We start from the raw sequence: 24226 nt of genomic DNA on the forward strand, positions 1-24226 counted from the left end.
CGTAACTCTTACGGCACAGAAACCCGCGCATATTTCCCCCACTAAAACCCCCGAATGATGAAATTCATATAACCAACGGGGTAAGGTACATCACATGCAACGCGGACTACTGCTTCTATGCCGCGGCGGGGCTTGGGTTTAAGGCCGGCTCCCCGTCGCGGGGTTAGTTGTGCCGGCCTACAAGAAAAGTCCGAATTAGAAAGGCCCACAACATGTCTCCTTCCGACGCTTTTATTTCCGCTCCTTCTGTAATCTCCACTCCTGCTGGCAAGATTCCGGAAGGACAGCCTGCTTGGAATAAGCAGCGCAACTCCCAGATGGCAACCAACCGCTACCTGCCTTACGACCAGGAAGTTCAGGACTTCCAGCTGAAGGACCGCACCTGGCCGGACAAGCGCATTACTAAGGCACCGGTTTGGTGTGCCGTCGACCTGCGCGATGGTAACCAGGCGCTGATTGACCCAATGAGCCCGGAGCGCAAGCGCCGCATGTTCGAGCTGCTGGTCCAGATGGGCTACAAGGAAATTGAGGTCGGATTCCCGTCCGCTTCCCAGACCGACTACAACTTCGTGCGCGAGATCATTGAGAAGAACATGATCCCGGACGACGTCACCATCCAGGTTCTGGTTCAGGCTCGCGAGCACCTGATTCGCCGCACCTTCGAGGCATGTGCCGGCGCTAAGAACGTCATCGTTCACTTCTACAACTCCACCTCGATCCTGCAGCGCGATGTTGTGTTCCGTAAGGACAAAGACGCAATCAAGAAGATTGCCACCGACGCCGCAGAGCTGATTAAGACCATCGCGAAGGACTACCCGGACACCAACTGGCGTTGGGAGTACTCGCCGGAGTCCTACACCGGCACCGAGGTTGAGTACGCCAAGGAAGTTGTCGACGCCGTGGTTGATGTCATCGACCCGACACCGGAGAACCCAATCATCATCAACCTGCCGTCGACCGTGGAGATGATCACTCCGAACGTCTACGCAGACTCCATCGAGTGGATGCACCGCAACCTCAACCGCCGCGACTCCATCATTCTGTCGCTGCACCCGCACAACGACCGCGGTACCGGCATCGCCACCGCCGAGCTGGGCTACATGGCCGGCGCCGACCGCATCGAGGGCTGCCTCTTCGGCAACGGCGAGCGCACCGGTAACGTCTGCCTGGTCACCCTGGGCCTGAACATGCTGACCCAGGGGGTCGACCCGCAGATTGATTTCTCCGACATCGACCTGATCCGCCGCACCGTCGAGTACTGCAACCAGCTGCGCGTTCCGGAACGCCATCCGTACGGCGGCGACCTGGTCTTCACCGCTTTCTCCGGTTCCCACCAGGACGCCGTGAACAAGGGCCTCGACGCAATGGCAGACAAGGTCCGCCCGGGCGCTGCCGTCAAGGAGCTTTCCGACGAGGACCTGCGCGCGGTGACCTGGGAGGTTCCCTACCTGCCCATCGACCCGAAGGACGTTGGTCGTTCTTACGAGGCCGTTATTCGCGTGAACTCCCAGTCCGGTAAGGGCGGCGTGGCCTACATCATGAAGACGGACCACGGCATGAACCTGCCGCGCTCCATGCAGGTTGAGTTCTCCTCCGTCGTGCAGGCAGTCACCGACGCCGAGGGCGGCGAGGTCAACTCCAAGGCGATTTGGGACATCTTCGCAGGTGAGTACCTGGACCGCGAGGCTCCGCTCGAGCAGATCGCCCTGACTGTCGATGCCCCTCAGAACGAGTCGGATGCCACCAAGATCAAGGCTCACATCGTCTACGAGGGTAAAGAGCAGACCGTCGAGGGGGTCGGCAACGGCCCGCTGGCCGCTTACGCCAACGCCCTGGAGAAGCTCGGCATCAACGTCGACGTTCAGGAGTATGTCCAGCACGCTCGCACCGCAGGTGACGATGCCGAGGCTGCGGCCTACGTCCTCGCAGATGTCAACGGCACCAAGGTCTGGGGCTCCGGCATCGCTGGTTCCATCACCTACGCATCGCTGAAGGCAGTCACCAGCGCGGTCAACCGCGCACTGGCTTAAACTCCACATAGTTACTGACTAGGTTTATGACACTTTCGTGGCAAAATTTGTGCTCAAAGTGTCATAAACCTAGTCAGTTTCTTTTTGGGGCAAACTATCCAGCGGCCCCTCGGCCCCGCTACCCAATCAACGGGCCGGCATTGCGCACATCCGCACGAAAAGTCACCCCACCTGCGGCTACCACGCGTTCGCGCTCGATGAGGATTGAACGGAGCGTCGATAAGCGAACTGCGTGCAATTCCACCTCTTTCCACACCACCCGCGCGACATCCAGCCCCGTCGCGCGCAGCGAACGCTCGCGGTAAGTCTCCCGCGTGAGCAGCTCGGACTGAGCCTCGGGCGTCGGCGCGACCTCGCTCGCCGAATACTTGATGTGGCCATCGAACTCCACGACAAGCAGCAGGTCAGGGATATAAAAATCCACGCGGGCGAGAAAGTGCGGCGGATCGTGGCTGGTGCCGCAAGTCCAGATTTCGGCTTGCTCGTGGAATTTCAGGCCGAGTTCGAGAAGAGCGGCTTTAGTCAGCGCCTCACCGGGCGTTTCGCAACGACCATGACAGACCGCGAGCGCACGGTGAAACAGCTCTTGGCCCCGCACGCTGGGATAATGCACCGGGAGCTCCTCAAGCTGATCGCGCGTGGCGCCATGCCGCAGCGCCCCTTCGACAGCCAACACCGCCGCCCGCCACGACACGGACTCCGGCCCCTTCTGCCTGAACCGGACGCGACACTCATCGAAGGCCGCACGCGCGAGCACCGCGACCCGCCGGTCCGCGAGCCCCTGCGTGTGATCCAGATGGATCTCCGAGCGCAAGCGCATGCAATAGTCGATGCCGTGGAACTCCTGACTCCCGCCCACGACCACAATCTTCGCATCGCGCACCAGCACCCACGAACCGTGCAAGGCCAGCGCTGCAGCTCCCGAAATGACGCCTGACGACGTCTCGGAGACCACCGCCAAAGCAGTAATAGCCAGGCGTTTCTCGCGGTGGAGCCCCTCCCAGGCGTGCGCGACTACATAGTGACCTCGGCAAAGCCGCTCCAGATAACCAGCTCGCGCTTGCCTTGCGACCTCGCGGTATCCATTCCCCGGCTGGTCATCCGGCCTAATGATTCCAAACTGGTCCGCCACCAGTTGCTTGCGTTTCTTGTTGACCATTTCTCCCCCGCCCCGTGGTTGTTGTCCTGTGGCTGTTGCCCCGGGGTAGTTATTTCGTCCCTATTTTTGTGGCGCTGTTTTGTGGCTCTATTTCGTGGCCTTGGTTTGCGGCCCCTATTTAATAAGGCGCAGAAATCGCCCTCACGGTTCCATTACTTTTCGACTGAGCACCCCTCGGGGGAGAAGCTTTGGGACTTGTGTGTCTTGCGTAATCTATGAGACCCGTGTGACCGGCCCCGGTCCTTCTAAGCTTGATGCCGAGCTAGTGCCCAAGTTACTGACTAGGTTTATGACACTTTCGTGGCAAAACTTTTGCTCAAAGTGTCATAAGCCTAGTCACTTTCTCCGCGGGTGAGCGCACCCGCTAGTCTTGAGGCATGACTGAATCGGCGCGCGAGGAGCGCAGAGCGACTGGGGCCTCTTCTCAGACGAAGAGGCGGCGACGGAATCGTCGCCGTTCTCAACGCGCGTCGGAAGCGGGCGCCAAAACACCACCAACTGCACCGGCTTCCACCACAACGGACGCAGCCACGCCGGCCGCAGCCACCACCGACACGGCCACGACCAGCGCAACCGCAACCACACCGGCCACAGCCGAGACCGCCGCAACAAAGGCCGCTGACGAGCACAAACAGTTCTCGTCGGCGGAGGACGCTCCCTACGCAATCGTGTCCATCCAGGCCACGGGCATCCATCCCAAGACGTCTCGGCTGGTCAGCCTGGGAGTGTCCACCGCCGACAGCAGCGGCAACATCGTGGACACCTGGCATGTCGTCATCAATCCCACCGAAGATCCCGGCCCGACACACCTCCACGGCCTCGAGCCCGCGGACTTCGAGGGGGCGCCGAAGTTCGGGGTGATCCAGGCCAAGCTCGCGCACGCGCTCGATGGGCGCACGTTGGTTGCTCATAATGCACCGCTGGTCTGGGGTTTTATAGTCGCCGAGGCCAAGAGGGCCCGTCGTCAAGCGAATCGTGAGCGGTCCGCACGGAACAAGCGGGGGCGTCGTCGTACGCGTACTCGCGTCGCGCGGATTCCGGCGCCCGCGCGGATTGCCGATACGTTGGAAACGGCGCGTCGCCAGGGCAAACGGCTTGACGACGCTCGCCTGCGCGCCGTCGCGCGCGCCTACGGCCTCGATGTGCCTTCACCCGAGGCATCGATTGCCGGCATCTCGGTGCCAGAGCGGGTGCGGACGTTGGATGATGTCACCACTACGCTTGCGCTGTTCCGCGCACAGGGTGGATTGGACGAGGGCGCAACCCTGAACATGTACACGCCCGACCAGCTGCGCGAGGACATTGTGGGCCTGCAGCGCTCGGCAGTGCGTGTCGACGCGATGGAGGCGCCGCGCCCCGTGGAGAACCCCGGCCGCTATACACCAGGGCGGAAGCTCGCTGCGGGCATGGAGTTCGTCGTGGCACCAGAGGTGTCGCTGGACCCGGATGATTTGATTGCGGCGGGCGTGCGGGCTGGGCTGGCGTACTCGGAGAAGGTCACGCGAGAGTCGTCGGTGCTGGTGTGTAACCGGCCTGCGGATGTGACGCCGGATCAACTGACTGGCAAGGCCATGCATGCCCACCGGAAGGACATTCCGATTGTTTCCGATGAGGCATTTTTGCGGCTGGTCGGAGAGATGGAGAAGTAGGGCTAGGGCTTGTCGCCAGCGCATTCGTTCTACGAATTATTCACAGTAAAATACACAGTTATGAAAGAAGGCACTTCACATAACGGCGTAAGTGACCACCGTCGCGATCGCGCAAGCTCCCCGAGCCTGCGTGCTCGGTTTGCGACTGCCGCCGCCCACGCCGCCACCTGGGCCTCCCGGAAGTCCGGCCGCGGCGCGGGTGGGATGATTGGTGGCCTGATTGCGCAGAAGATTGACCCGCGCATTCTGGCTTCCCTCGGCAAGGGACGCCCGGCCGCGATCATCACTGGCACCAACGGCAAGTCCACCACCACCCGCATGTTCGCGGCCGCCATGCGCGCCGCTGGCCACAACGTGGCCACCAACGAAGGCGGCGACAACATGGACGCGGGCATCATCTCCGCGCTGCTCGCCACTCCCGATGCGGACAGCCTGGTCCTGGAAGTCGATGAGCTGCACGTCCCACACATCGCAGAGGATCTGAAACCGCAGATTCTGGTGCTGCTGAACCTTTCTCGCGACCAGCTCGACCGCGTCGGCGAGATCAACAAGATTGAGGCCACACTCCGCGCTGCGGTGGACGCTAACCCGCAGGCGACGGTCATCGCCAACTGCGACGACCCACTCATCGCATCGGCTGCGTGGGATGCCAAGAAGGTTATTTGGGTCTCCGCGGGCGGCGGCTGGACCAACGATGCCACCTCCTCCCCGCGCACCGGCGGCCCTATCATCCAGGACGGCCACGACTGGTATGCCGTGAAGCCACTCCCGGACGGCTCGGAGTTCAAGCGCCCTGAGCCGGACTACCGCATCACTGCGGAGGGAGTCATCACGCCTGCTGGCGACACCCTGCCGATGAACCTCACACTGCCGGGCAACGCCAACCGCGGCAACGCCACCTTGGCAATCGCGGGCGCTGTCGATATGGGCGCGGACCTGGAGAAATCCCTCCGGGCCACCGAGACCGTCGACAACGTTGCAGGCCGCTACTCCACCATGGTTGTGCGGGATGACAAGGGCGCCGAGAAGCACGTGCGCATGCTGCTGGCTAAGAACCCGGCCGGCTGGCAAGAGGCGCTGTCCATGGTCGACCGCACTGCGGATGCAGTGGTCATCGCGGTCAACGGTCACGTCGCTGACGGCGAGGACCTGTCCTGGCTGTGGGATGTCCGCTTCGAGGACTTCGACGGCATGGATGTGTTATCCGCGGGCGAACGCGGAACTGACCTCGCGGTGCGGTTGCTGTATGCGGGCATTGATGCGAGGTTGGTCGCAAATCCGCTGCAGGCGATCCGGTCGTGTGAGGCGCGGGGGTCGTCGTCAAGCGTCACCCGAGTTGAGGTGCTGGCGAACTACACCGCCTTCCGCGATCTGAAGCGCGACATCGAACGAGCACAGGAGGAAAAGTAAATGAGCGAGCTATCTATCGGTCTGATCCTCCCGGACGTGCTGGGCACCTACGGCGATGATGGAAATGCGCTGGTGCTGCGGCAACGCGCGCGGATGCGTGGGATTGACGCCGAGATAGTCCCGATTAAGCTGGGCGATTCCGTACCCACCAACCTGGACATTTACACCGTCGGTGGCGGCGAGGACGTCGCGCAGACCATCGCGGTGGAGCACCTGATTAACGACGGCGGCATCAAGAAGGCGGCCGATGCCGGCAAGCAAATCCTCGCGATTTGCGCGGGCTTCCAAATCTTCGGCAATTCCTTCCGCGCGGGCGGACGCGACGTCGCAGGTCTCGGCCTTGTCGACTGCACCACCGATTCGCTGCCCACGCGCGCAATCGGCGAAATCTGCACGCTCGTCGATCCCACGAACGGTTTGCTTGACGACGTCGATGCCAGCCCCCTGACCGGCTTCGAAAACCACATGGGTCGCACGGCCCTGGGAGCCGATGCGGAGCCGCTTGGTCGGGTTGTCCGTGGCGTGGGCAACTCCGGCCCGGAAGTGGAGCAGGCGGACTCCGGAATTGCTCCGGGAGTGGACGTTTCTGCACTTAACCCCGCCGGTGGCGCCGAGGGCGCGGTTCAGGGCTCGATTATCTGCACCTACCTGCACGGACCTGTGTTGGCCCGCAATCCGCAGCTGGCTGATCTGCTGCTGGCCCGCGCGACCGACCAGGACCTGTCGAGTTTGGCTCCGCTGGACATCGAGGTTGTGGATAAGCTGCGCGAAGAGCGCATCCTGTCCAAGCCGCGTCCGAAGAGCGAGCGCTAGTTTTTGTGGTTTCGCGCGACCGGCCGAGCTGACTGGTCAGCGGCCGGTTGGCGGGCCTAGACCTTCAGCCGGCCCGTCAGCGCGCGGGACAAGGTGAGTTCATCGACGAACTCCAAGTCACCGCCGAGCGGCATGCCGGAGGCCAACCGAGTGACCTCGAGATCCGGGAAGTCCCGGAGCAGCCGGGCCAAATAGGTCGCGGTTGCTTCGCCCTCGGTGTTGGGGTCAGTCGCGATGATGACCTCGTGGATTTCGGGGGGCTCGGTCTCGTCGACGTCGTCAAGCACGCCGGCGATACGTTGCAGCAGCGTGCGGATATTGAGCTCGTTCGGACCGATGCCGCCGAGCGGATCGAGCGCCCCGCCGAGCACGTGGTAGCGACCGTTGTACTCCCCCGTGCGCTCGATGGCCTGGATATCGCGCGCCTCTTCAACGACGCACACCAGACCACGGTCGCGGCGTGTGTCCGAGCAGTACTGGCACACGTCGCTTTCCGAGATGTTGCCGCAGACCCGGCAGAATTGCACACCCTCGCGCACCCGCCCCAGCGCGGATTGGAGTCGCCCGATGTCCTCCGGCTCCGCCTTCATCAAGTAGAAAGCGATACGCTGAGCTGACTTCGGGCCGATGCCCGGCAGGCGCGAGAACTCATCAATGAGATCTTGGAGTGGTCCCTCGAACAATGATAATTACCTACAATTACTGGTCTGAAAAGCTAATTTAGAAACCGAGGCCACCGAGACCGTCGAAGCCCTGGGACAGCGGGCCCATCTTCTGCTCTGCCAGCGACTGCACCTTAGCGGTAGCGTCCTGGAAAGCTGCGAGGACCAGGTCCTGCAGCCCGTCGACATCCTCCGGGTCTACGACCTTCGGATCAATGGCGATGTCCGTGACCTCGCCCGAGCCCTGCATAGTCACCTTGACCAGACCGCCACCGGCCTCACCGACGATGGTGGAGGCGACGATCTCCTGCTGTGCTGCCTGCAGCTGCGCCTGCATCTGCTGTGCCTGCTGCAGAATTGCGTTCATATCTGGCTGAGTCATAACTAACTTTCCTAACTATTGTGCTTTTTACGTGCTGATTTATAGTTACGCGCACGCTTAAAGGCTCATCGCCCTTGCTTTACGACGCGCATCGCCGCCCCATTCTAACGGCTCTAACGGTCATTGAGCGGTTTGGCTCCCAGCTCCTTTTCCAGCATCTCCATGACCACGTCCTTTAACGAACGGTGATCGAGCGACCCGACCTCGTTCGCGGCCTCGAAATACTCGGAGGTGTCCTCTTCGTAGTTGTTGTCCTGCGGGTTTTGGGAAACCGGGTTGTAGGTGGTGTTGGCGTTGGACGGGGTGTGCAAGCCGTAGCCCCCTGCGCCCTCTGCGCCCTCTGGTGGAGCGAACTCCTCCATCGGTTCTGGCGGCAGCGGGACGCCGCCGAAGCCCGAATCCTGATTGGCCTGAGCTTGGGCATTTGCCTGGGCGTTGGCCTGCGCCGCGCGCAGGAACGACTGCGGCTGCGGCTGGTTTGGCTGCTGTTGCGGCTGTTGATGGACCGAGTTCGGGTTCGGCTGAGTCGGTTGGCTTGGCTGAGCTGGTTGATTTGGCTGGCTTTGCTGATGTGGCTGCGCTGGCTGGTCGTGACCTGCCTGGTGCCCCATCGCAGCACGCTTGGCAGCCTCGATTTTTGCGCGGCGCTCAGCAACAGACGCGTAGGCCGACGATCGCTGCGGGCGCGGTGCTGGCTCTGACTGCGTCTGCTGTTCCCGCTGCTCAGATGTCTCTGGTTGCGCTGGCGCTGCTGGTGTCGGTGCAGGGGCGGTGTCGTTCGGCGAGGACGAACCTCTTGACGACGAATCATCCTCCCCAGCAACACCACTCGTAGCTGTTGACCGCGGTGCGCGCGGGCGCGTACCGACGACACAGTGCACCTGACCATTGAAGCCCGTCACCTGCTTCACGGCAGCGGACAGTGCCTGTGCGTAATCCGGTGTGTTTAGCCTGGTAGCGAGCGCTCCTGTGCTGTGCCCGATGATGAGCCTGTCATTTTCGACATCGAGTGGCACTGCCTGTTCAGCTAGCACGCGAATGGGGAACGCGTGCGGGCCGTCAACAGCTGCAAGGATGTCCTGCCAGCGCTCGCGGATTTGCTCGATACGAGCGGGTGCAGGTTCGGGCTCCGGCTGCGATTCTGGTTCCGGCTTGTGAACTGGCTGTTCAGGCTGCTCGGGCTGGGCGGCCTGAGTTGGCCGTGCCGACTCGGCTGATTGCTCGGGCTGGGTTGGCTGTTCAGACTGTGCGGCCTGAGTCGGCTGGGTTGGCTGTTCAGAGTGCGTTGGCGAGGAAGAGACAACTGGCTCCTCCTCGACAATCGACATCGAGCCGCCTTCACCCTCACGCTCACGAGTCTGCTGCTCACGCTCCTGTGCAAGCTGCGCCCGAGTCTGCTGCTCGCTAATCCGGGCATGCTCCGCCATCTTCCGACGGAACTCACGAATCTTCTCTGCCTGAGCCTCTTCCTCGGACAACGGCTGCTCAGCCGATTCCGGCTGCTGCAGTTGTTCGGTCTGCTGTGACTGCTCAACTGATTCGGCCGGCGTAGCCTGCGTAGGCTGCTCAGGCTGCTCAGCGGGCGCAGTAGGTGCTTCTGGTGCAGGCTTCGGCTCAGTTACCGACTCCTGCGACACCGCTGCCGCTGGCGCCGATTGCTGCTCAACGGGTTCCGACTGAACCTTAGGCTGCGGTTCCGGCTGGGGTTCTGGCTGTGCCTGGGACGGCACATGCGCTGCTTGCTCAGTACGTCCGCGCTGAGTGACCGAAACCGACTGCGCACCCTTCTTCCGCTGGGCATTCCGCTGACGCCATGCCTCCCGAGCCGACTGGCCAGACTGCATCGGCGACGCTTCAGCCGCACCCGCATCGGAAGACACCGGTGCCGCTGCGAGCGTTGCAGCCCCCGAACCGTCGGCAAGCGCGGGCCTGCCGTGCTCCAATGCTTCTACGCGCTGCAGCAGCGACTCCACGGAGTCTTCGGTGGCGGGCAGGAGCATGCGCGCACAGAGAACCTCGAGCAGCAAACGCGGCGACGTCACGCCGCGGAAGTGCCGCAGACCATCAGAGAGCACCTGCGTGAAGCGCGTCAGGGTAGCCGGAGGAATCTTTCCGGCCTGCTCCAGCACACCGTCGATTTGGCTCTCCGGAATCTCCACAAGACCCTGCTCCAGCGCATTCGGCACCGCCGAGAGCACCAGCAAATCACGCACCCGTCCAAGGAGATCCGAGGCAAACCGCGCCGGATCCTGACCCGACATAATCACACGCCCGACCACACTAAACATGGCCGCGCGATCACCAGCTGCCAGCGCCTCGATCGCATCCGTGATAATCACGCTGTCAGTGACACCGAGAATGGCCGCAGAAGTTTCATAATCCACGCCATCGGTGCCAGAGCCAGCGATCAACTGATCCATAATCGACAGCGAATCACGCGGCGAACCACCACCGGCCTGGATGACCAGCGGATACACGTCCGGGTCCACCTGCACGCCCTCGGCCGTCACCACACGTTCAAGCAACCCGCGCATATCCGGCGGAGTCAGCAACCGGAACGGGTAGTGATGCGTACGGGAGCGAATCGTCGGCAGCACACGCTCCGGCTCCGTGGTCGCAAAAATGAAGATGAGGTGCTCCGGCGGCTCCTCCACAATCTTCAACAGCGCATTGAAACCCGAGGCGGTAATCATATGCGCCTCATCAATAATGAAGATGCGGTAGCGCGACTCCGCCGGCTGGAAGATAGCCTTTTCCCGCAGCTCACGCATATCTTCCACACCATTGTGCGAAGCCGCGTCCAGCTCAATAACGTCCAAATTGCCCGGGCCACCCGGCGCCAACGCACGACACGACGCACACTGACCACACGGTGTGGCCGTCGGCCCCTCCGCACAGTTCAAACTGCGCGCCATAATGCGCGCCGACGAGGTCTTGCCACAGCCACGCGGCCCGGAAAACAAATACGCATGGTTAATGCGGTTGGGACGCCCCTGCGCATCCCGAGATTCCAACGCCGCCGACAGCGGGTCAGTTACGTGCCGCTGCCCCACCACTTCGGCGAACGATGCCGGACGATACTTCCTATACAGAGCCACGTGCTCAGCCTACCTTCCACCCCGGATCGGCTAGTTCGAACCCTCCTGGGAAACAACCGACTCACGGCACCAATCCCGCAGGTCAGCATCCACTTCGGCCAACTTCTGCATCAGCGCCTGCGGACCCTGCTGCTCATAAAACTCCAGCTCCGCATCCGTGATCGGCACCAGCTGCGTCATCGTGGTCATGCGCCCCTGCGGGGACTCCACATCGCCCTCATGCAGGCTGATTTTGCCCGGCATCTCGGACACATTCGGCACCCCGTCGCTCCACACGTACGGTACCGTGCACAGCACGTGCACCACGGTAAAGGCAGTGCTTGACGACGACTCCCCTACCTCGGCAACCCGATCGGACACCAGCCGCACCGCATTCGGGATGACACGGCCCGGAATTGGCGAGAGAAACTCCGGCTCTTCCTCCACCAGCGCTCCCGCGGCCGCGACCATGGTGGCCACGGGAAAGTCCGCGTAGGCGACGGCGAAAAGTTCCACACGGATATCGGTCTCCGCTGCGCCGGTCAGGCCACAGTAGTTGCGACCCAACTCCACCGTGGCGGCTGCCGTTTCCGGACGACGCTCGTTCGCTTGGCACTCCGGCTCGTCGTAAAGCGAGAACTCAGCGACCCGAAGCGGTGCCGAATCGTGTTCCTGCCCGTGCCGACCACTGGCCGGCAGCTCCGTCACATACTCGCCGACCTGAGGGTCTCCGGGGAAAAGCCCGGAGATCCAAAACTTCGTCTCTTCGAAGTTCATACAGTCCTATCCCGACCTACCTGGCTTGCTTGGCCTAGGCAGTCGCCTTCTCGGCGGCGGCGAGCAGCACACAGGTAGCGACGCCGTTCATAGCGACCTCGAGCTCCTCCATCGGAGGCAGCGACGGTGCCAGACGGATGTTGCGGTCATTCGGATCCTGCTTCAGCGGGAAGGAAGAACCAGAACCGGTTAGCGCAATACCGGCCTCCTTAGCCAGCTCCACCACGCGACGAGCGGTGCCATCAACCACGTCGAGGTTGATGAAGTAACCGCCGGTCGGCTTCGACCACTCTGCCACGCCGTACTCCGTCAGGCGCTCATCCAGAATCTGCAGAACCTTCTCAAACTTCGGAGCCAGCGACCCGGCATGACGGCGCATCTGCTCGCGCACACCCTCCGCGTCACCGAAGAACTTGGCGTGAGCCAGCTGGTTGACCTTGTTCGGGCCAATGCCGCGGATACCAGCGTGCTTGAGGTAATCCTCCAAGTTGGCATCCGAAGAAGCGTAGAAAGCAACGCCGGCACCAGCGAAGGTGATCTTCGAGGTCGAGCCGAATGCCCACACGCGGTTCGGATTGCCCGCCTCTTCCGCCCACTTAATGACGTTGTGAATCTCCGGGAACTCATCCGTCAGCGTGTGAACCATGTAGGCGTTATCCCACATCAGACGGAAATCCGGAGCAGCGGTTTCCATTTCAACCAGACGACGGCAGACCTCAGCGCTGTAGGTCACGCCCGTCGGGTTCGAGAACATCGGGACATTCCACATGCCCTTAATCTGCGGGTCAGAGGCAACCAGCTTCTCCACGACATCCATATCCGGACCGTCTTCGTTCAGCGGCACCTGGATCATCTCAATGCCGAAGTGCTGCGTAATGGAAAAGTGACGGTCATACCCCGGAACCGGGCACAGCCACTTAAGCACCGGCTCCTCGTTCCACGGGCGTTCCGAGTCGACGTTGCCGAACTGCATGGCCCACGAAATCAGGTCAAACTCGATGTTCAGGCTGGAAGCATCCTGTGCCAGGACGTTTTCCACCGGCAGATCCATCAGTTCCGCCCAGATAGCGCGGATATCAGTAATACCCTTGGCGTTGCCGTAATTGCGGACGTCCTCCCCAGAAACCGAAATGTAATCCGGCGCCGGGAGACCCAGCAGGGCATTCGCGAAATCAAGCTGCTCCGACGACGGCTTACCGCGAGTCAAATTCAGTGCGAGGTTACGGGACTTCAGTTCCTCATATGCCTTCGCAAACTCATCCTTGTGTGCCGCCAACTGCTGAACATCAAAGGAATCCACGGCCATGGTGTACGCACCCTCCCAGGTATCGGACATAAGTTAAAACCTGACAAACCTGGCACGGAAAACCTTTTCCCCGCGCCGCATCTGGCTTTGCAACTAAGTGTAAGGCATACTCCGGATTGGGATTTCTACAACTTCCCCGACAGAGCATCCAGACGCTGCTTACTCGGCCCCTCCAAGCCGATAATTTCCACCTCTTTGCCCCGGTCAGCAAACTTGACCCGCACCGAATCCAATGCCGCCACCGTGGAAGCATCCCAAATTTCGGCCTCCGACATGTCGATCACAATGCGCTGCGCAGGGTCGGTGTAGTCGAACTGGTACACCAGGTCGTTACTGGAGGCGAAGAACAGCTGACCCCGCACCTTGTACGTCCGGGAGTGGGCGCTGGGGTCGTCGTCAAGCACTTCGATCCTGACCAGGTGAGCGACACGGCGCGCGAACATCAGCGACGCCACGACCACACCCGAAACTACACCGATGGCGAGGTTATCCGTCGCCAGCGTGGCGATGACCGTCACCAGCATCACCACCGTCTCCGAACGCGGCATCAGGCGCAATGTCCGCGGGGAGATCGAGCGCCAATCGACCGTGTCCACCGACACCACAACCATCACCGCAACCAGCGCCGCCATCGGAATCTCACCGACTGCAGAACCGAGCAAAAGGACCAGAATGAGCAGGAAGACACCGGAAAATAGCGTCGTCAAGCGAGTGCGCCCCGACGATTCCTTCACGCCCACCATCGTCTGCCCAATCATCGCGCAGCCAGCGATACCGCCGAAGAAACCGCCCGCGATATTCGCGACGCCGAGCCCCCACGTCTCGCGGGTCTTGTCCGAATGCGTGTCGGTGATGTCGTCCACGAGCTTCGCCGTCATCAGCGATTCCATGATGCCGACAATCGCCACACCCACCGAATACGGCGCAATCAGCCGCAGAGTCTCCCAGGTCAGGGGCACATTCGGAATCAACAGCTGCGGGAGGGATTCCGGGAGCTCACCCATATCGCTCACGTTCGGCACGCGCCAATCCGCCAACACCGCAACAAGCGTGACGACGAGCACAGTTACCAGCGGAGCCGGAATCGCGGTGAACACGCGGGGCAGGAACACCATAATTGCAATACCCAGAGCGACCAGCGGATACACCAGCCACGGCACATCGATGAGATGCTCCAGCTGCGCGGTGAAAATGAGGATGCCCAGCGCGTTGACAAAGCCAATCATGACCGCACGCGGAATGAAACGCTGCAGCTTAGCGATCCCCAACGCCGCAAAAGCAATCTGCAACACGCCCGCGAGCAACACCGTCGGGATGAGGTAATCCATCCCGTACGTCCGCGACAACGGCGCGACGACGAGCGCAACCGAACCAGCGGCAGCGGTAATCATGGCCGGGCGACCACCCGTGAAGGCAATCACGATGGCCATAATCACCGAGCTAAACAGCCCCACCGCCGGGTCCACGCCCGCCAAGATGGAAAACGAAATGACCTCGGGGATCAGCGCGAACGACACCGCTGCGCCAGCCAGCAGCTCGGTGCGCAGGCGCTTCGGTGAAGAAACTGCGAACCGGAAGGAATCCCACACGCCCATTGGCGCTGGGACTTCTCGGGCCTGTGGCTGTTGTGGTTCTGGAGTTTCTAGCGGTTCTCGTGTTGCCTGCGGTGGCACTCGCATGTCGTTGGCATCGCTCATACACAGTATTCTTCCAGACCAGCGAACGCGAAACGCGACCACTTGTGGCCAAGGTATTCACCTATCGATGCGCTGCAGCGTGGCCATAAGTGAATAGCTCATCGATAGGTGAAATGGCCTGGCCAATATCGCGGGGATAAGTGCCGAAAAACATCGATAGGTCACAGGAAACCGTCGACAAGTGCCCGAAACCTTGCCACAAGTGCCAGAAGAACGCCGGGGATAAAAAAAAAGGGGACCCCACGCACCCGTCAGAGCTCGCTGACCCTTGCTGCATTCCTGCCCTGGGGGAGTTCACGAGATGGACGCCACATGGGATCCGTGAAGACAGCCTACTACAGCTACGTACAAAAAGTCACACCACTGCCAGGCCAACAGTTTTAGTCTTGGTTCTTAGCCTTCAACGCCAAGTTCTCACCTGACTCAGAATCAAAGACATTCAACTTGTCCGTGTTGATGGCCAACGTAATCTTCTGACCTCGACGCACATTCGACTCCGCATCGACTCGAGCCACCAACATGGCATGCGGGTTATCCGCCAGGCCAGCCTCCTCAGCTGCGGCATGACCCTTCAAATCAATTTCCGGGAGTGGGAAGTGGATGAACTGCTCGGAGCCCATCGCCTCCAGGACGGACACCTCGACCTCGACCGTTGGTGCATCGCAATTGTCGTCGGTCAGGGCGGCGTCTTCGAAAGCCTCTGGTCGTAAGCCGACGATAGCCTTCCGGCCCGGGGCAAATTTTTCCGGGAGTGGCAGGTGGCCCAGGGCGGTGTCGACGCTGTGGCCGTCGTCAAGCACAGTGGCAGGCAGGAAGTTCATGGCGGGCGAGCCGATGAAGCCGGCGACGAAGACGTTGACCGGTCGGTGGTAGAGCTCTTGCGGAGCGCCAATTTGCTGGATAACGCCCTTTTTCAGCACGACGACGCGGTCGCCCAACGTCATGGCCTCAGTTTGATCGTGGGTGACGTAGACAGTGGTGGTGCTGAGGCGTTCCTGCAGCTGGGCAATTTCGGTGCGCATCTGGACGCGGAGCTTGGCGTCCAGGTTTGAGAGCGGCTCGTCCATGAGGAAGACCTTCGGTCGGCGGACGATGGCGCGGCCCATCGCCACGCGCTGACGCTGACCACCCGAGAGATGCGCGGGCTTGCGGTCGAGGAACTCCGTCAGATCGAGAATTTCGGCGGCCTCGTTGACCTTCTTCTCGATCTCCTTCTTCGGCAGTTTTGCCAGCTTGAGCGGGAAAGCGATGTTCTCGCGGACGTTCATGTGCGGGTACAGCGCGTAGGACTGAAACACCATGGCGATATCACGGTCCTTCGGAGCGACATCGTTCATGCGCTCGCCGTCGATGAGCAGGTCACCTTCGGAGATGTCCTCCAGCCCTGCAATCATGTTCAGCATCGTCGACTTACCGCAACCGGAGGGGCCGACGAGGATGATGAACTCGCCGTCGTCGATTTTGAGATTCGCGTCTTCCACACCGATGTGACCATCAGGAAAGCGCTTGTACACGTGCTTTAGTTCAATTTCAGCCATTTTTAGCCCTAACCTTCTTTAGCCCTTCACTGCGCCGGAGGTAAGACCAGCGACAATTCGACGTTGGAAAATAACCACAAAGATGACAATCGGAATGGTGATGACAATCGCGGCCGCCGCGATGGAACCGGTCGGCTCCTCGAACTGCGACGAGCCGGTGAAGTTCGCCATCGCCGCCGGTGCCGTACGTGCCGCCTCCGTCGAGGTCAACGACACCGCCAACAGGAAGTCATTCCACGCGAAGATGAACACCAGAATTGCAGCGGTGACAATTCCCGGAATCGCCAGCGGCGCCACCACCAGGCGGAATGCCTGGAAAGGGGTCGCGCCGTCCATTTGCGCCGCCTTCTCCAGCTCCCAGGGAATCTCCCGGAAGAAGGAGGACAGAATAAAGATCGCCATCGGAAGTGCGAAAGTGATGTACGGCAGAATCAGGCCCGGCCAGGTGTCGAACAGACCGAGCTTGCGCTCGATGTCGAACAGTGGGCTGACCAGGGAGACCTGCGGGAACATGGCGATTAGCAGCGAGACTCCCAAAATCACCGACTTGCCTGGAAACTCCAGGCGAGCGATTGCGTAGGCCGCCATCGTGCCGACAATTACCGCCAGCAGCGTTGTGATCAGCCCAATACCAATCGAGTTGATCAGCGCGCGGGTAAATTCACTGGTCTGGAAGATGCCGCGGTAGTTATCCAACGTCCAATTGCGCGGGATGAAGTGGCCATCGTGCAGATCGGTTGTCGGCTTGAACGACAAGCTGGCGATCCACAGCACCGGCACCAGCGCGTAAATGACCACCAAGGCGATGCCGATTGTCCATGCGACGCGTTGCTTCGGTGTCTTATCCGTGTTGTGCACAGCAATCGCCTCCTAATTATCCTTGCCCGTGGCCGCGCCTGGCGACGAGGCCCCGAAGCCCTTGACGAACACAATTGCAATCAGCGCCACGCACACGAAGATCAACACCGAAATTGCTGAACCAATACCCAGGTTGAACGCCTTAAACAGGTTGTTGTAACCCAGAATCGACACCGAACCAGTGCCATTATTGCCCTTGGTCAGAATGTAGATGTTGTCGAACACTCGGAAAGCATCCAGAGTGCGGAACAGCAGAGCCACCACAATCGACGGTTTCATCAGCGGCAAGGTGATCTTGAAAAAGCGCTGCCAGAAACCCGCACCATCCAACTCGGCCGCCTTCAGCGCGTCATCAGGCACCAGCGCCAGACCCGCAAGAAGCAGCAGCGCCATGAATGGAGTCGTCTTCCAAATTTCAGCGCCGATGATGATAAATATCGACGGCCATTGCTCCGTCAGCGGCGCGGTGCCGTCGGGAAGCAAATTAGCGAGATACCCCGTCCCCGGCGTCCACGCGTAATTCCACGAGTACGCCGCCGCCACCGTGACGATGCCGTACGGAATCAACACCACCGTGCGAATCAGGCCGCGGCCGAAAATCGCGCGGTACATCACCATCGCGATAGCCATGCCAAGCACCAGTTCAACCGCTACCGAAACCAGCGTGATAAAGGCCGTCACACCCAGCGCTTCCCACCAATAACTGCTGGTCAACACGGATGCGTAGTTCTGCAGGCCGATAAACTCGCGGTCATCGGGGAAACGCAGGTCATAGCGCTGCAGCGACAGCCAAATCGCGTACCCAATGGGGTACGCCGTCACCGCCAGCATCAAAATCAGCGCAGGAGCCACCAACAGCAGACCGAGGCGACGCTCGGCGCGGCGCCCGTCGGAAAGCGCAGACTTAGTTTTCGTAGATTTATCAGACATTTACGGCACCAGGCCTTCCGAGTTCACGGCCGCCTGAAGTTCCTCATCAAGCGTGCCGACCAGCGACTTCGCATCAACATCCTCCGGTGGACTAATGCGCGACGCCATCAAAATCGACAACGACTGGTACGCAGGGGACTTCGGGCGCGTCACCACACCGGCCGTGCGTGGCGACGGTAACAGCGCCCGCTCCTCCTGCGACAGCTCAGCCGAATCGGCTTCCTCCAACGTGTTCAACTGCTCGTAGATCTCGCGGTAGAACGGGTATTCCTCCTTGAATTCATCCGTGGCCTGCGTGTAAAGCTTCGCCAACGTCGGCGGCAGACCACCCTTCAACGCGTTGTTGAGCTGGTTTTGCTCATTGCGCAGGCAGTCGATGGCCTCGAAAGCGAGCTCCGGGTGCTTCGACGTCGACGGCACCGCAAGGTTAAGGCCACCAATCGTGACCTGCGCCGGTGTGCCCTCATCCATCGCCGGGTAGGTGGTCCAGGCCATGTCTTCGAAGACCTCCTTGGCCACCTGATTTCCCGACTCCGCCTTCTCCTTCGCACCGGCATAAACAAATGGGTAATTCACCTGCGCAAATGCATCGCCGCGGTCGAATGCCAGACGAGCCTGGTTCTCATCCGACTGCGAAATCGACGGGTCATGCCCCTTCGCCGTGGCCACGCGATGCATGGTGCTCAAGGCGCGCTCCGCGGCATCGTTATCCGCAATTGTGACCGACTGCCCATCCGGCGCGACTAGCTGACCGCCCGCCGACGCTGTCATCGAATTGAGCCACACCACCGAGCCCTCAAACTGGGCAGCCTGGACGCCAATCATCGACGGCTTGCCCTCATCGGCGAGCCTCTCCCCCGTCGCGATTAAGTCATCCCACGTCTTCGGCGGGCCATCTACCAGCGACTTTCGATACCACAGGAGCTGCGTATTCGTATTCAACGGAGCACCATAGAGCTGATCCTGCCACGTCGCCGTATCCAACGGACCCGACAGGGTACCCTCCGTAACGCGCTCGGCCATATCTTCCGGGAGTGGGAGCGCCCAGCCCGCCTCCGCAAACTCCGGAGTCCACGTCACATCAAGGCCCATTATGTCGAACGAGGAATCTCCGCCCACAATGCGACGAGCCAACTGAAGACGCTGATCATCCGTCTGCTTCGCCGAAATGTCATACTCCAGGCGATACTTCCCGCCCGACGCATCCGAGCACTTCTGCGCCGCCTGCGCATACTGATCCGAACCATCCGCCGGACCCATAATCCGCAGTACCGGCGCCGAATCCTGCTGAGCCTCCGAACCACAACCCGCCGCCAGCGTGGCGAGCGATACAGCCGACACCGCCGCGATGGCAGCTCGTAATTTCCGGCCAGAACCTAAAGAGCCGAAAGGAGCACCTGTACGGTCTCGACCGGCTCTTCGGATTCTCGGGCGCTTATTAAACATAATGACCACTCCGTGCTTCGACGTACAAAACTAACTGTACTCCGGAGTGGCGTATATGGCTGAAAACATAAGAAAACCCCCGGCGATAACCGGGGGTTTTCAATCTGCGGAGGATGTGGGATTTGAACCCACGAGGGATGTGACTCCCGCACGCGTTCCAGGCGTGTGACATAGGCCGCTAGTCGAATCCTCCAACGTCGTTAAAGACTACCCAACAAATCCGATTTTCCCAAAACACGCCGACGAACAGGGGAAACGTAGAATTCAAGTGGCACTATCGACACCACCAGTGCAACCAACAACCGAAAGCAAAAGACGGCACCCGACCACCGACCGCTGACCGCCGTTTCGCTTCACGACGGCCACCCCACTCCCGGAATTTTTCCGGGAGTTACTTAGCCAGCCGAGCGATTGCCGCCGAGGCCTCCTCCAGCTTGGCATCCAACTCCTCCGGGCCGCCCTCAGCCGCATGCACCACGCAGTGATGAAGGTGAGCATCCAGAAGAGTCAACGCCAACGACTTCAACGCCGAATTCACCGCCGAAATCTGGGTCAAAACATCGATACAGTACTCTTCGTTCTCAATCATCCGACCAATGCCACGAACCTGCCCCTCAATGCGACGAATACGGGACTCATAACGCCGCTTCTCCGAGAGATAACCGGGATCAGTGGTGTCATGACAGCAAGAACCGTCGTCAAGCGAATGCAATTGCGACGAACAACAAGACTCACTCATGAGTTACTCCTTTTGATTATCTAGTTGACTCGGAGAAAAACCGCGCAGACGCAGACTGTTGCCGACCACAAAAACCGACGAAAACGCCATTGCAGCGCCAGCCAACATCGGATTCAACAACCCCAGTGCGGCGACAGGAATTGCCAAAACGTTGTAGAAAAACGCCCAAAAAAGATTTGACCGAATCGTGCGGAGCGTCCGGCGAGACAACCGCAGCGCATCCGCAGCCGCCAACAAATCACCACGCACCAGCGTGATATCCGCGGCCTCCATCGCCACATCGGTGCCCGTGCCCATCGCCATGCCCAAATCCGCCTGCGCAAGAGCCGCAGCATCATTAATGCCATCGCCGACCATCGCCACGGACGCGCCGCTGGCCTGCAACTTCTCAATCGTCGCGACCTTATCCTCCGGCATCACTCCCGAAATCACGTCCTCGCGAGCAATACCGACCTTATCCGCAACGCGAAACGCAGGGCCGGCGGCGTCGCCGGTCAGCAGAATCGGCCGCACCCCCCACTCCCGGAATTTCGCGACCGCAGCCGCCGACGTCGGCTTCACCGAATCCGACACCTCCAACGTGCCCAGGAGCTCGCCGTCGCGGCGCACCGCAACCACCGTCCCCCCACTCCCGGAATTTTCCCCGGAGCGGCCGACCTCGATGCGGTGGCCGTCTACGGTGCCCTCAACCCCCACTCCCGGAATATCCCGGAAATCAGAAACCGGGAGTAGGGAATCCGGATCCGCCGCACGCACAATTGCCTGCGCAATCGGGTGGTGCGACGCCGCTTCCACCGAAGCGGCAAGCGGCACCAGATTTTCGGGAGTGGGAGGAACCTCCGTCAACTCCATCACACCCGTAGTCACCGTGCCGGTCTTATCCAGCACAACCGTGTCGACCTTCCGCGCCGACTCCAGCACCTCTGGGCCGCGCAGCAACACACCCGCCTTGGCACCTTCACTCGTGCCGACCAGGAGCGCTGTGGGCGTCGCTAAGCCAAGCGCACACGGGCACGCGATAATAAGTACGGCGACCGCAGCCGTGACCGCCTCACTCGCGCCGTACCCCGTGAGCAACCACGCACCGAGCGTGACCACGGCGATCGCGATGACGGCGGGCACGAACACTCCCGAAACCCGGTCCGCTAGCCGCTGCACCGGTGCCTTGCCCGTCTGCGCCGCCTCGACCATCGCTGCCATCTGCGCCAACTGCGTCTCCGAGCCCACGCGCGTCGCCCGCACGAGCAACCGCCCAGACGTATTAATCGTCGCCCCTGTCACCTCATCGCCAGGGCCAACCTCGACAGGCATCGGCTCTCCGGTCAGCATCGACGCATCCACCGCCGACGCACCCTCCACGACAACGCCATCCGTCGCGATCTTCTCACCAGGCCTAACGACGAACACCACTCCCGGACGGAGCTGTTCCACGGGCAGCCGCTTCTCCACTCCCGAACTTTCGAGAACGGAGACATCCTTGGCGCCAAGCTTCATCAACTCCCGGAGTGCCTGACCGGCGTTGCGCTTGGAGCGCTTCTCGAAGTAACGACCAATCAGCACAAACATGATGATGCCGGCCATCGCCTCGAGGTAGATGTTCATATCGGCATCACCAGGAGTGACCGTGAAGTGGAACTCGTGCTTGAGCCCCGGCAGCCCGGCACGCCCGAAGAACAACGCCCACACACTCCAGAGGAACGAAGCGGTCGTCCCCATAGTGATCAGCGTGTCCATGGTGACCTCGCCATGACGCAGATTCTTCAGTGTCGCGCGGTGGAACGGCCAGCCGGCCCACACAAAGACCGGCGCCGAGAGCGTGAGACACAGCCACTGCCAATTAGTGAACTGGAGGGCAGGGATCATCGACATTGCGATGACGGGAGCGGTGAGGATGACAGCGCCGATGACTCGGTTGCGCAGGTCTTCCAGCTCCCGGTCTTTCCCTTCGGGAGCAGCACCCGGTTCCTGTTCGGGCTCCTCCTGCGGAAGCTCAGCGGTGTACCCCGCTGCCACGATTGTGTCGATCAGTTGCTGCGGGTTGATGTCCGCCGGCGCCTCCACATGCGCCTTCTCGGTCGCATAGTTCACGCTCGCGTTAACGCCATCAAGTTTGTTCAGCTTGCGTTGGATACGGTTTGCGCACGACGCACACGTCATCCCGCCGACGGGGATATCAAGGGTGAGAAGTTGCTGCTCAGACATCCGCTTTCCTCTTTGGGGGTTTAGTTTGCGACCGCCTTGTAGCCAGCTTCATCCACTGCTGCGATTACGGCAGCGGTGTCAATGTCTGCATTCGAGGTCACGGAAAGGAAATTCCGGGAGCGGTCAACCTGGACATCAGTGATTCCCGGGAGTTCAGAGACTTCCCCCCGCACCGATGCCTCGCAGTGTCCGCATGTCATGCCAGTAACAGTAAAAGTTTGATTAGCCATACCCCAATATATACCCCCTATGGGTATATCTGTAAAGCTATTCGCGCTGACGGTAGCCCGAGTAGGCCCGCCCCGCGAGAGCTGTCGGGAAGGCAAGGTTGAATTCGGGCGGCGCGTGCGGAGACGGCGGGTGGCGGTAGACCGCGCCGGAGCCGTCGTCACGCTCGAGGTGCCCGTTGAGGCCTTGCCTGTCGTCATCGTTGGCGGCGTTGTGTTCTTTGCAGGTCATGACCATGTTTTCCATAGTCGTGGCGCCGCCGTTTTTCCTGGCGACCAGGTGATGGGCCTGCCCAGCGTGGGCGGGGCGCGGGCACCCGGGCCACGCGCAGATGGGGTTGTCGAGGATCATCGCGATGCGCTGTTCCTCCGTCGCCAGGCGCGGGTTGTGTATCGGGAGTAGGTCGGTCGGCGTGTTGTGCTCGTCGTAGACCAGCACCCAGCCGGTGTCCGCGAGCAATGCCTCGACGAATTGTCCGGGAGTGAGGACGGAGCCGTTGGAGGTCGCCGCAAACCGCGGGCTGTACTCCACGATGTCTTGCGCGGTTACGATGAGCGCGGGCTGGTAACGGAGCTTGTCGACGTCGTCAAGCGGCCCCTCCGACCCGTGTGCCAAGCGTTCTGCCAGCGCCTGACCGACACACCGATCCCGGGTGTAATCCTCGTGCGCTTTGGCGATTTCAGCTGCGCGCACGGTCAGCGGCGCGACCAGGTCGTCAATCATGTTCGCCGGACCGGTGACCTGCAGATGCTTCATCCCGCGGATGTCCGGATTCCGGGAGACGTGGGCGCGCAGGTGCTGCGGCGGCTCGTCGGTGCGGTTGAGCTCCTTGACCTTGGTGCGCATGTAGGTGTCGAGGCCCTCGAAGTCGTATGCTGCGGCGGCGCGGGTGAAGTCCAGGCGGTAGTACTCCCGGATTTCGACGTTGTTGAGTTGCCCGGAGCGCTTGTCGATCTGCATGACCGTGTCCAGCGACAGCTTCAGCTCCCGGGCGATCGCGACGGCCTTGTCGCGGGATTCGACGTCAACATCGCCCTCGACGGTGCCGAACAGCCGCTCGGCACAGCGCAGCAGGCGCTTGAGGCGGAAGGGGTCGAAGCCGATGCTGGCCGCCAACTCCCGGTGCCCGGTGGATTTTTCCGGGAGTGCGGCGCGCAGGTCGGCGAGCACGTCAATACCCCGTGTCGCCAGCGCGCTGAGCAGTCCCAATGTCGTCATGGGGCTAAGGCTAGTTTCCGGGAGTGGGCGGCTTCAATCGCTTTTTGGCGTTGTCCACAGCCGTCGTAAAGCATGCACAATCTGCACAAACGGGCTTGACGACGC

Annotated in this window: 19 protein-coding genes, 1 tRNA gene and 1 other RNA gene; 4 read left to right on the top strand and 17 right to left on the bottom strand. The window is 61.2% G+C overall.

The window, feature by feature from the left end:
- Positions 1-212: 212 nt before the first annotated feature.
- Positions 213-2030 carry a 2-isopropylmalate synthase gene (gene leuA, locus HMPREF2860_RS07280; RefSeq protein ID WP_049181438.1) on the top strand — a complete coding sequence of 606 codons (1818 nt, stop codon included), beginning with the start codon at positions 213-215 and terminating at the stop codon, positions 2028-2030.
- Positions 2031-2148: 118 nt separating this feature from the next.
- Here the strand turns inward: leuA and HMPREF2860_RS07285 are convergent, their stop codons facing one another.
- On the bottom strand, positions 2149-3189 hold the full coding sequence (locus HMPREF2860_RS07285) for a hypothetical protein (RefSeq protein ID WP_070559702.1): 1041 nt from the start codon (positions 3187-3189) through the stop codon (positions 2149-2151).
- A gap of 377 nt (positions 3190-3566) precedes the next feature.
- Between HMPREF2860_RS07285 and HMPREF2860_RS07290 the strand changes: the two genes are divergently transcribed.
- Genes HMPREF2860_RS07290 through HMPREF2860_RS07300 form a run of 3 tightly spaced genes read left to right on the top strand, consistent with a single transcriptional unit; the run spans position 3567 to position 7061 of the window.
- Entirely contained in the window at positions 3567-4838 is a 1272-nt protein-coding gene (locus tag HMPREF2860_RS07290; protein ID WP_083309512.1) for an exonuclease domain-containing protein, read from the top strand.
- A 60-nt stretch (positions 4839-4898) separates the two neighbouring features.
- Positions 4899-6248, top strand: a complete 1350-nt coding sequence (locus HMPREF2860_RS07295) for a MurT ligase domain-containing protein (protein WP_070628712.1) — start codon at positions 4899-4901, stop codon at positions 6246-6248.
- Positions 6249-7061, top strand: a complete 813-nt coding sequence (locus HMPREF2860_RS07300) for a type 1 glutamine amidotransferase (RefSeq protein WP_070628713.1) — start codon at positions 6249-6251, stop codon at positions 7059-7061.
- Positions 7062-7117: 56 nt separating this feature from the next.
- Here HMPREF2860_RS07300 and recR read toward each other — a convergent pair whose 3' ends face one another.
- From recR to HMPREF2860_RS07380, 16 genes are all read right to left on the bottom strand, one after another.
- On the bottom strand, positions 7118-7744 hold the full coding sequence (gene recR, locus HMPREF2860_RS07305; protein ID WP_038627355.1) for a recombination mediator RecR: 627 nt from the start codon (positions 7742-7744) through the stop codon (positions 7118-7120).
- A 37-nt stretch (positions 7745-7781) separates the two neighbouring features.
- On the bottom strand, positions 7782-8105 hold the full coding sequence (locus HMPREF2860_RS07310; RefSeq protein ID WP_005511884.1) for a YbaB/EbfC family nucleoid-associated protein: 324 nt from the start codon (positions 8103-8105) through the stop codon (positions 7782-7784).
- A gap of 113 nt (positions 8106-8218) precedes the next feature.
- On the bottom strand, positions 8219-11203 hold the full coding sequence (locus HMPREF2860_RS07315; RefSeq protein WP_070628714.1) for a DNA polymerase III subunit gamma and tau: 2985 nt from the start codon (positions 11201-11203) through the stop codon (positions 8219-8221).
- Between the two features lie 30 nt (positions 11204-11233).
- Positions 11234-11959 carry a suppressor of fused domain protein gene (locus HMPREF2860_RS07320; RefSeq protein ID WP_038627351.1) on the bottom strand — a complete coding sequence of 242 codons (726 nt, stop codon included), beginning with the start codon at positions 11957-11959 and terminating at the stop codon, positions 11234-11236.
- Between the two features lie 34 nt (positions 11960-11993).
- Positions 11994-13265, bottom strand: coding sequence for an aspartate aminotransferase type Ic (locus tag HMPREF2860_RS07325; protein WP_187402557.1), 1272 nt, complete (start codon positions 13263-13265; stop codon positions 11994-11996).
- A gap of 125 nt (positions 13266-13390) precedes the next feature.
- Positions 13391-14860, bottom strand: a complete 1470-nt coding sequence (locus HMPREF2860_RS07330; protein ID WP_070628715.1) for a SulP family inorganic anion transporter — start codon at positions 14858-14860, stop codon at positions 13391-13393.
- A 331-nt stretch (positions 14861-15191) separates the two neighbouring features.
- Positions 15192-15286, bottom strand: an RNA gene (ffs, locus tag HMPREF2860_RS07335) — signal recognition particle sRNA small type.
- 56 nt (positions 15287-15342) lie between these two features.
- A complete protein-coding gene (locus HMPREF2860_RS07340) occupies positions 15343-16500 on the bottom strand; it encodes an ABC transporter ATP-binding protein (protein WP_038627345.1) in 1158 nt (385 codons plus the stop codon).
- Between the two features lie 18 nt (positions 16501-16518).
- Positions 16519-17358 (bottom strand): carbohydrate ABC transporter permease, encoded by an 840-nt coding sequence (locus tag HMPREF2860_RS07345; RefSeq protein WP_167836000.1) that lies wholly within the window; start codon positions 17356-17358, stop codon positions 16519-16521.
- 12 nt (positions 17359-17370) lie between these two features.
- Complete coding sequence (locus tag HMPREF2860_RS07350) at positions 17371-18288, bottom strand: carbohydrate ABC transporter permease (RefSeq protein WP_070559682.1); 918 nt, start codon at positions 18286-18288, stop codon at positions 17371-17373.
- Positions 18289-19629: an extracellular solute-binding protein gene (locus tag HMPREF2860_RS07355; RefSeq protein WP_235191223.1), complete on the bottom strand. Its 1341-nt coding sequence runs from the start codon at positions 19627-19629 to the stop codon at positions 18289-18291.
- A 212-nt stretch (positions 19630-19841) separates the two neighbouring features.
- Positions 19842-19927: transfer RNA gene (locus HMPREF2860_RS07360), tRNA-Ser, on the bottom strand.
- Positions 19928-20125: 198 nt separating this feature from the next.
- The gene (locus HMPREF2860_RS07365) at positions 20126-20473 is read right to left on the bottom strand and encodes a metal-sensitive transcriptional regulator (protein ID WP_070628716.1); all 348 of its coding nucleotides are present in this window, start codon (positions 20471-20473) and stop codon (positions 20126-20128) included.
- 3 nt (positions 20474-20476) lie between these two features.
- Positions 20477-22675, bottom strand: coding sequence for a heavy metal translocating P-type ATPase (locus HMPREF2860_RS07370; protein ID WP_070628717.1), 2199 nt, complete (start codon positions 22673-22675; stop codon positions 20477-20479).
- Positions 22676-22695: 20 nt separating this feature from the next.
- A complete protein-coding gene (locus HMPREF2860_RS07375; RefSeq protein ID WP_070628718.1) occupies positions 22696-22905 on the bottom strand; it encodes a heavy-metal-associated domain-containing protein in 210 nt (69 codons plus the stop codon).
- A gap of 37 nt (positions 22906-22942) precedes the next feature.
- Positions 22943-24121 (bottom strand): HNH endonuclease signature motif containing protein, encoded by a 1179-nt coding sequence (locus tag HMPREF2860_RS07380; protein ID WP_048733216.1) that lies wholly within the window; start codon positions 24119-24121, stop codon positions 22943-22945.
- Between the last annotated feature and the right edge of the window lie 105 nt (positions 24122-24226).

The sequence above is a fragment of the Corynebacterium sp. HMSC064E10 genome (genome assembly GCF_001812505.1).
Lineage (GTDB): Bacteria > Actinomycetota > Actinomycetes > Mycobacteriales > Mycobacteriaceae > Corynebacterium > Corynebacterium amycolatum.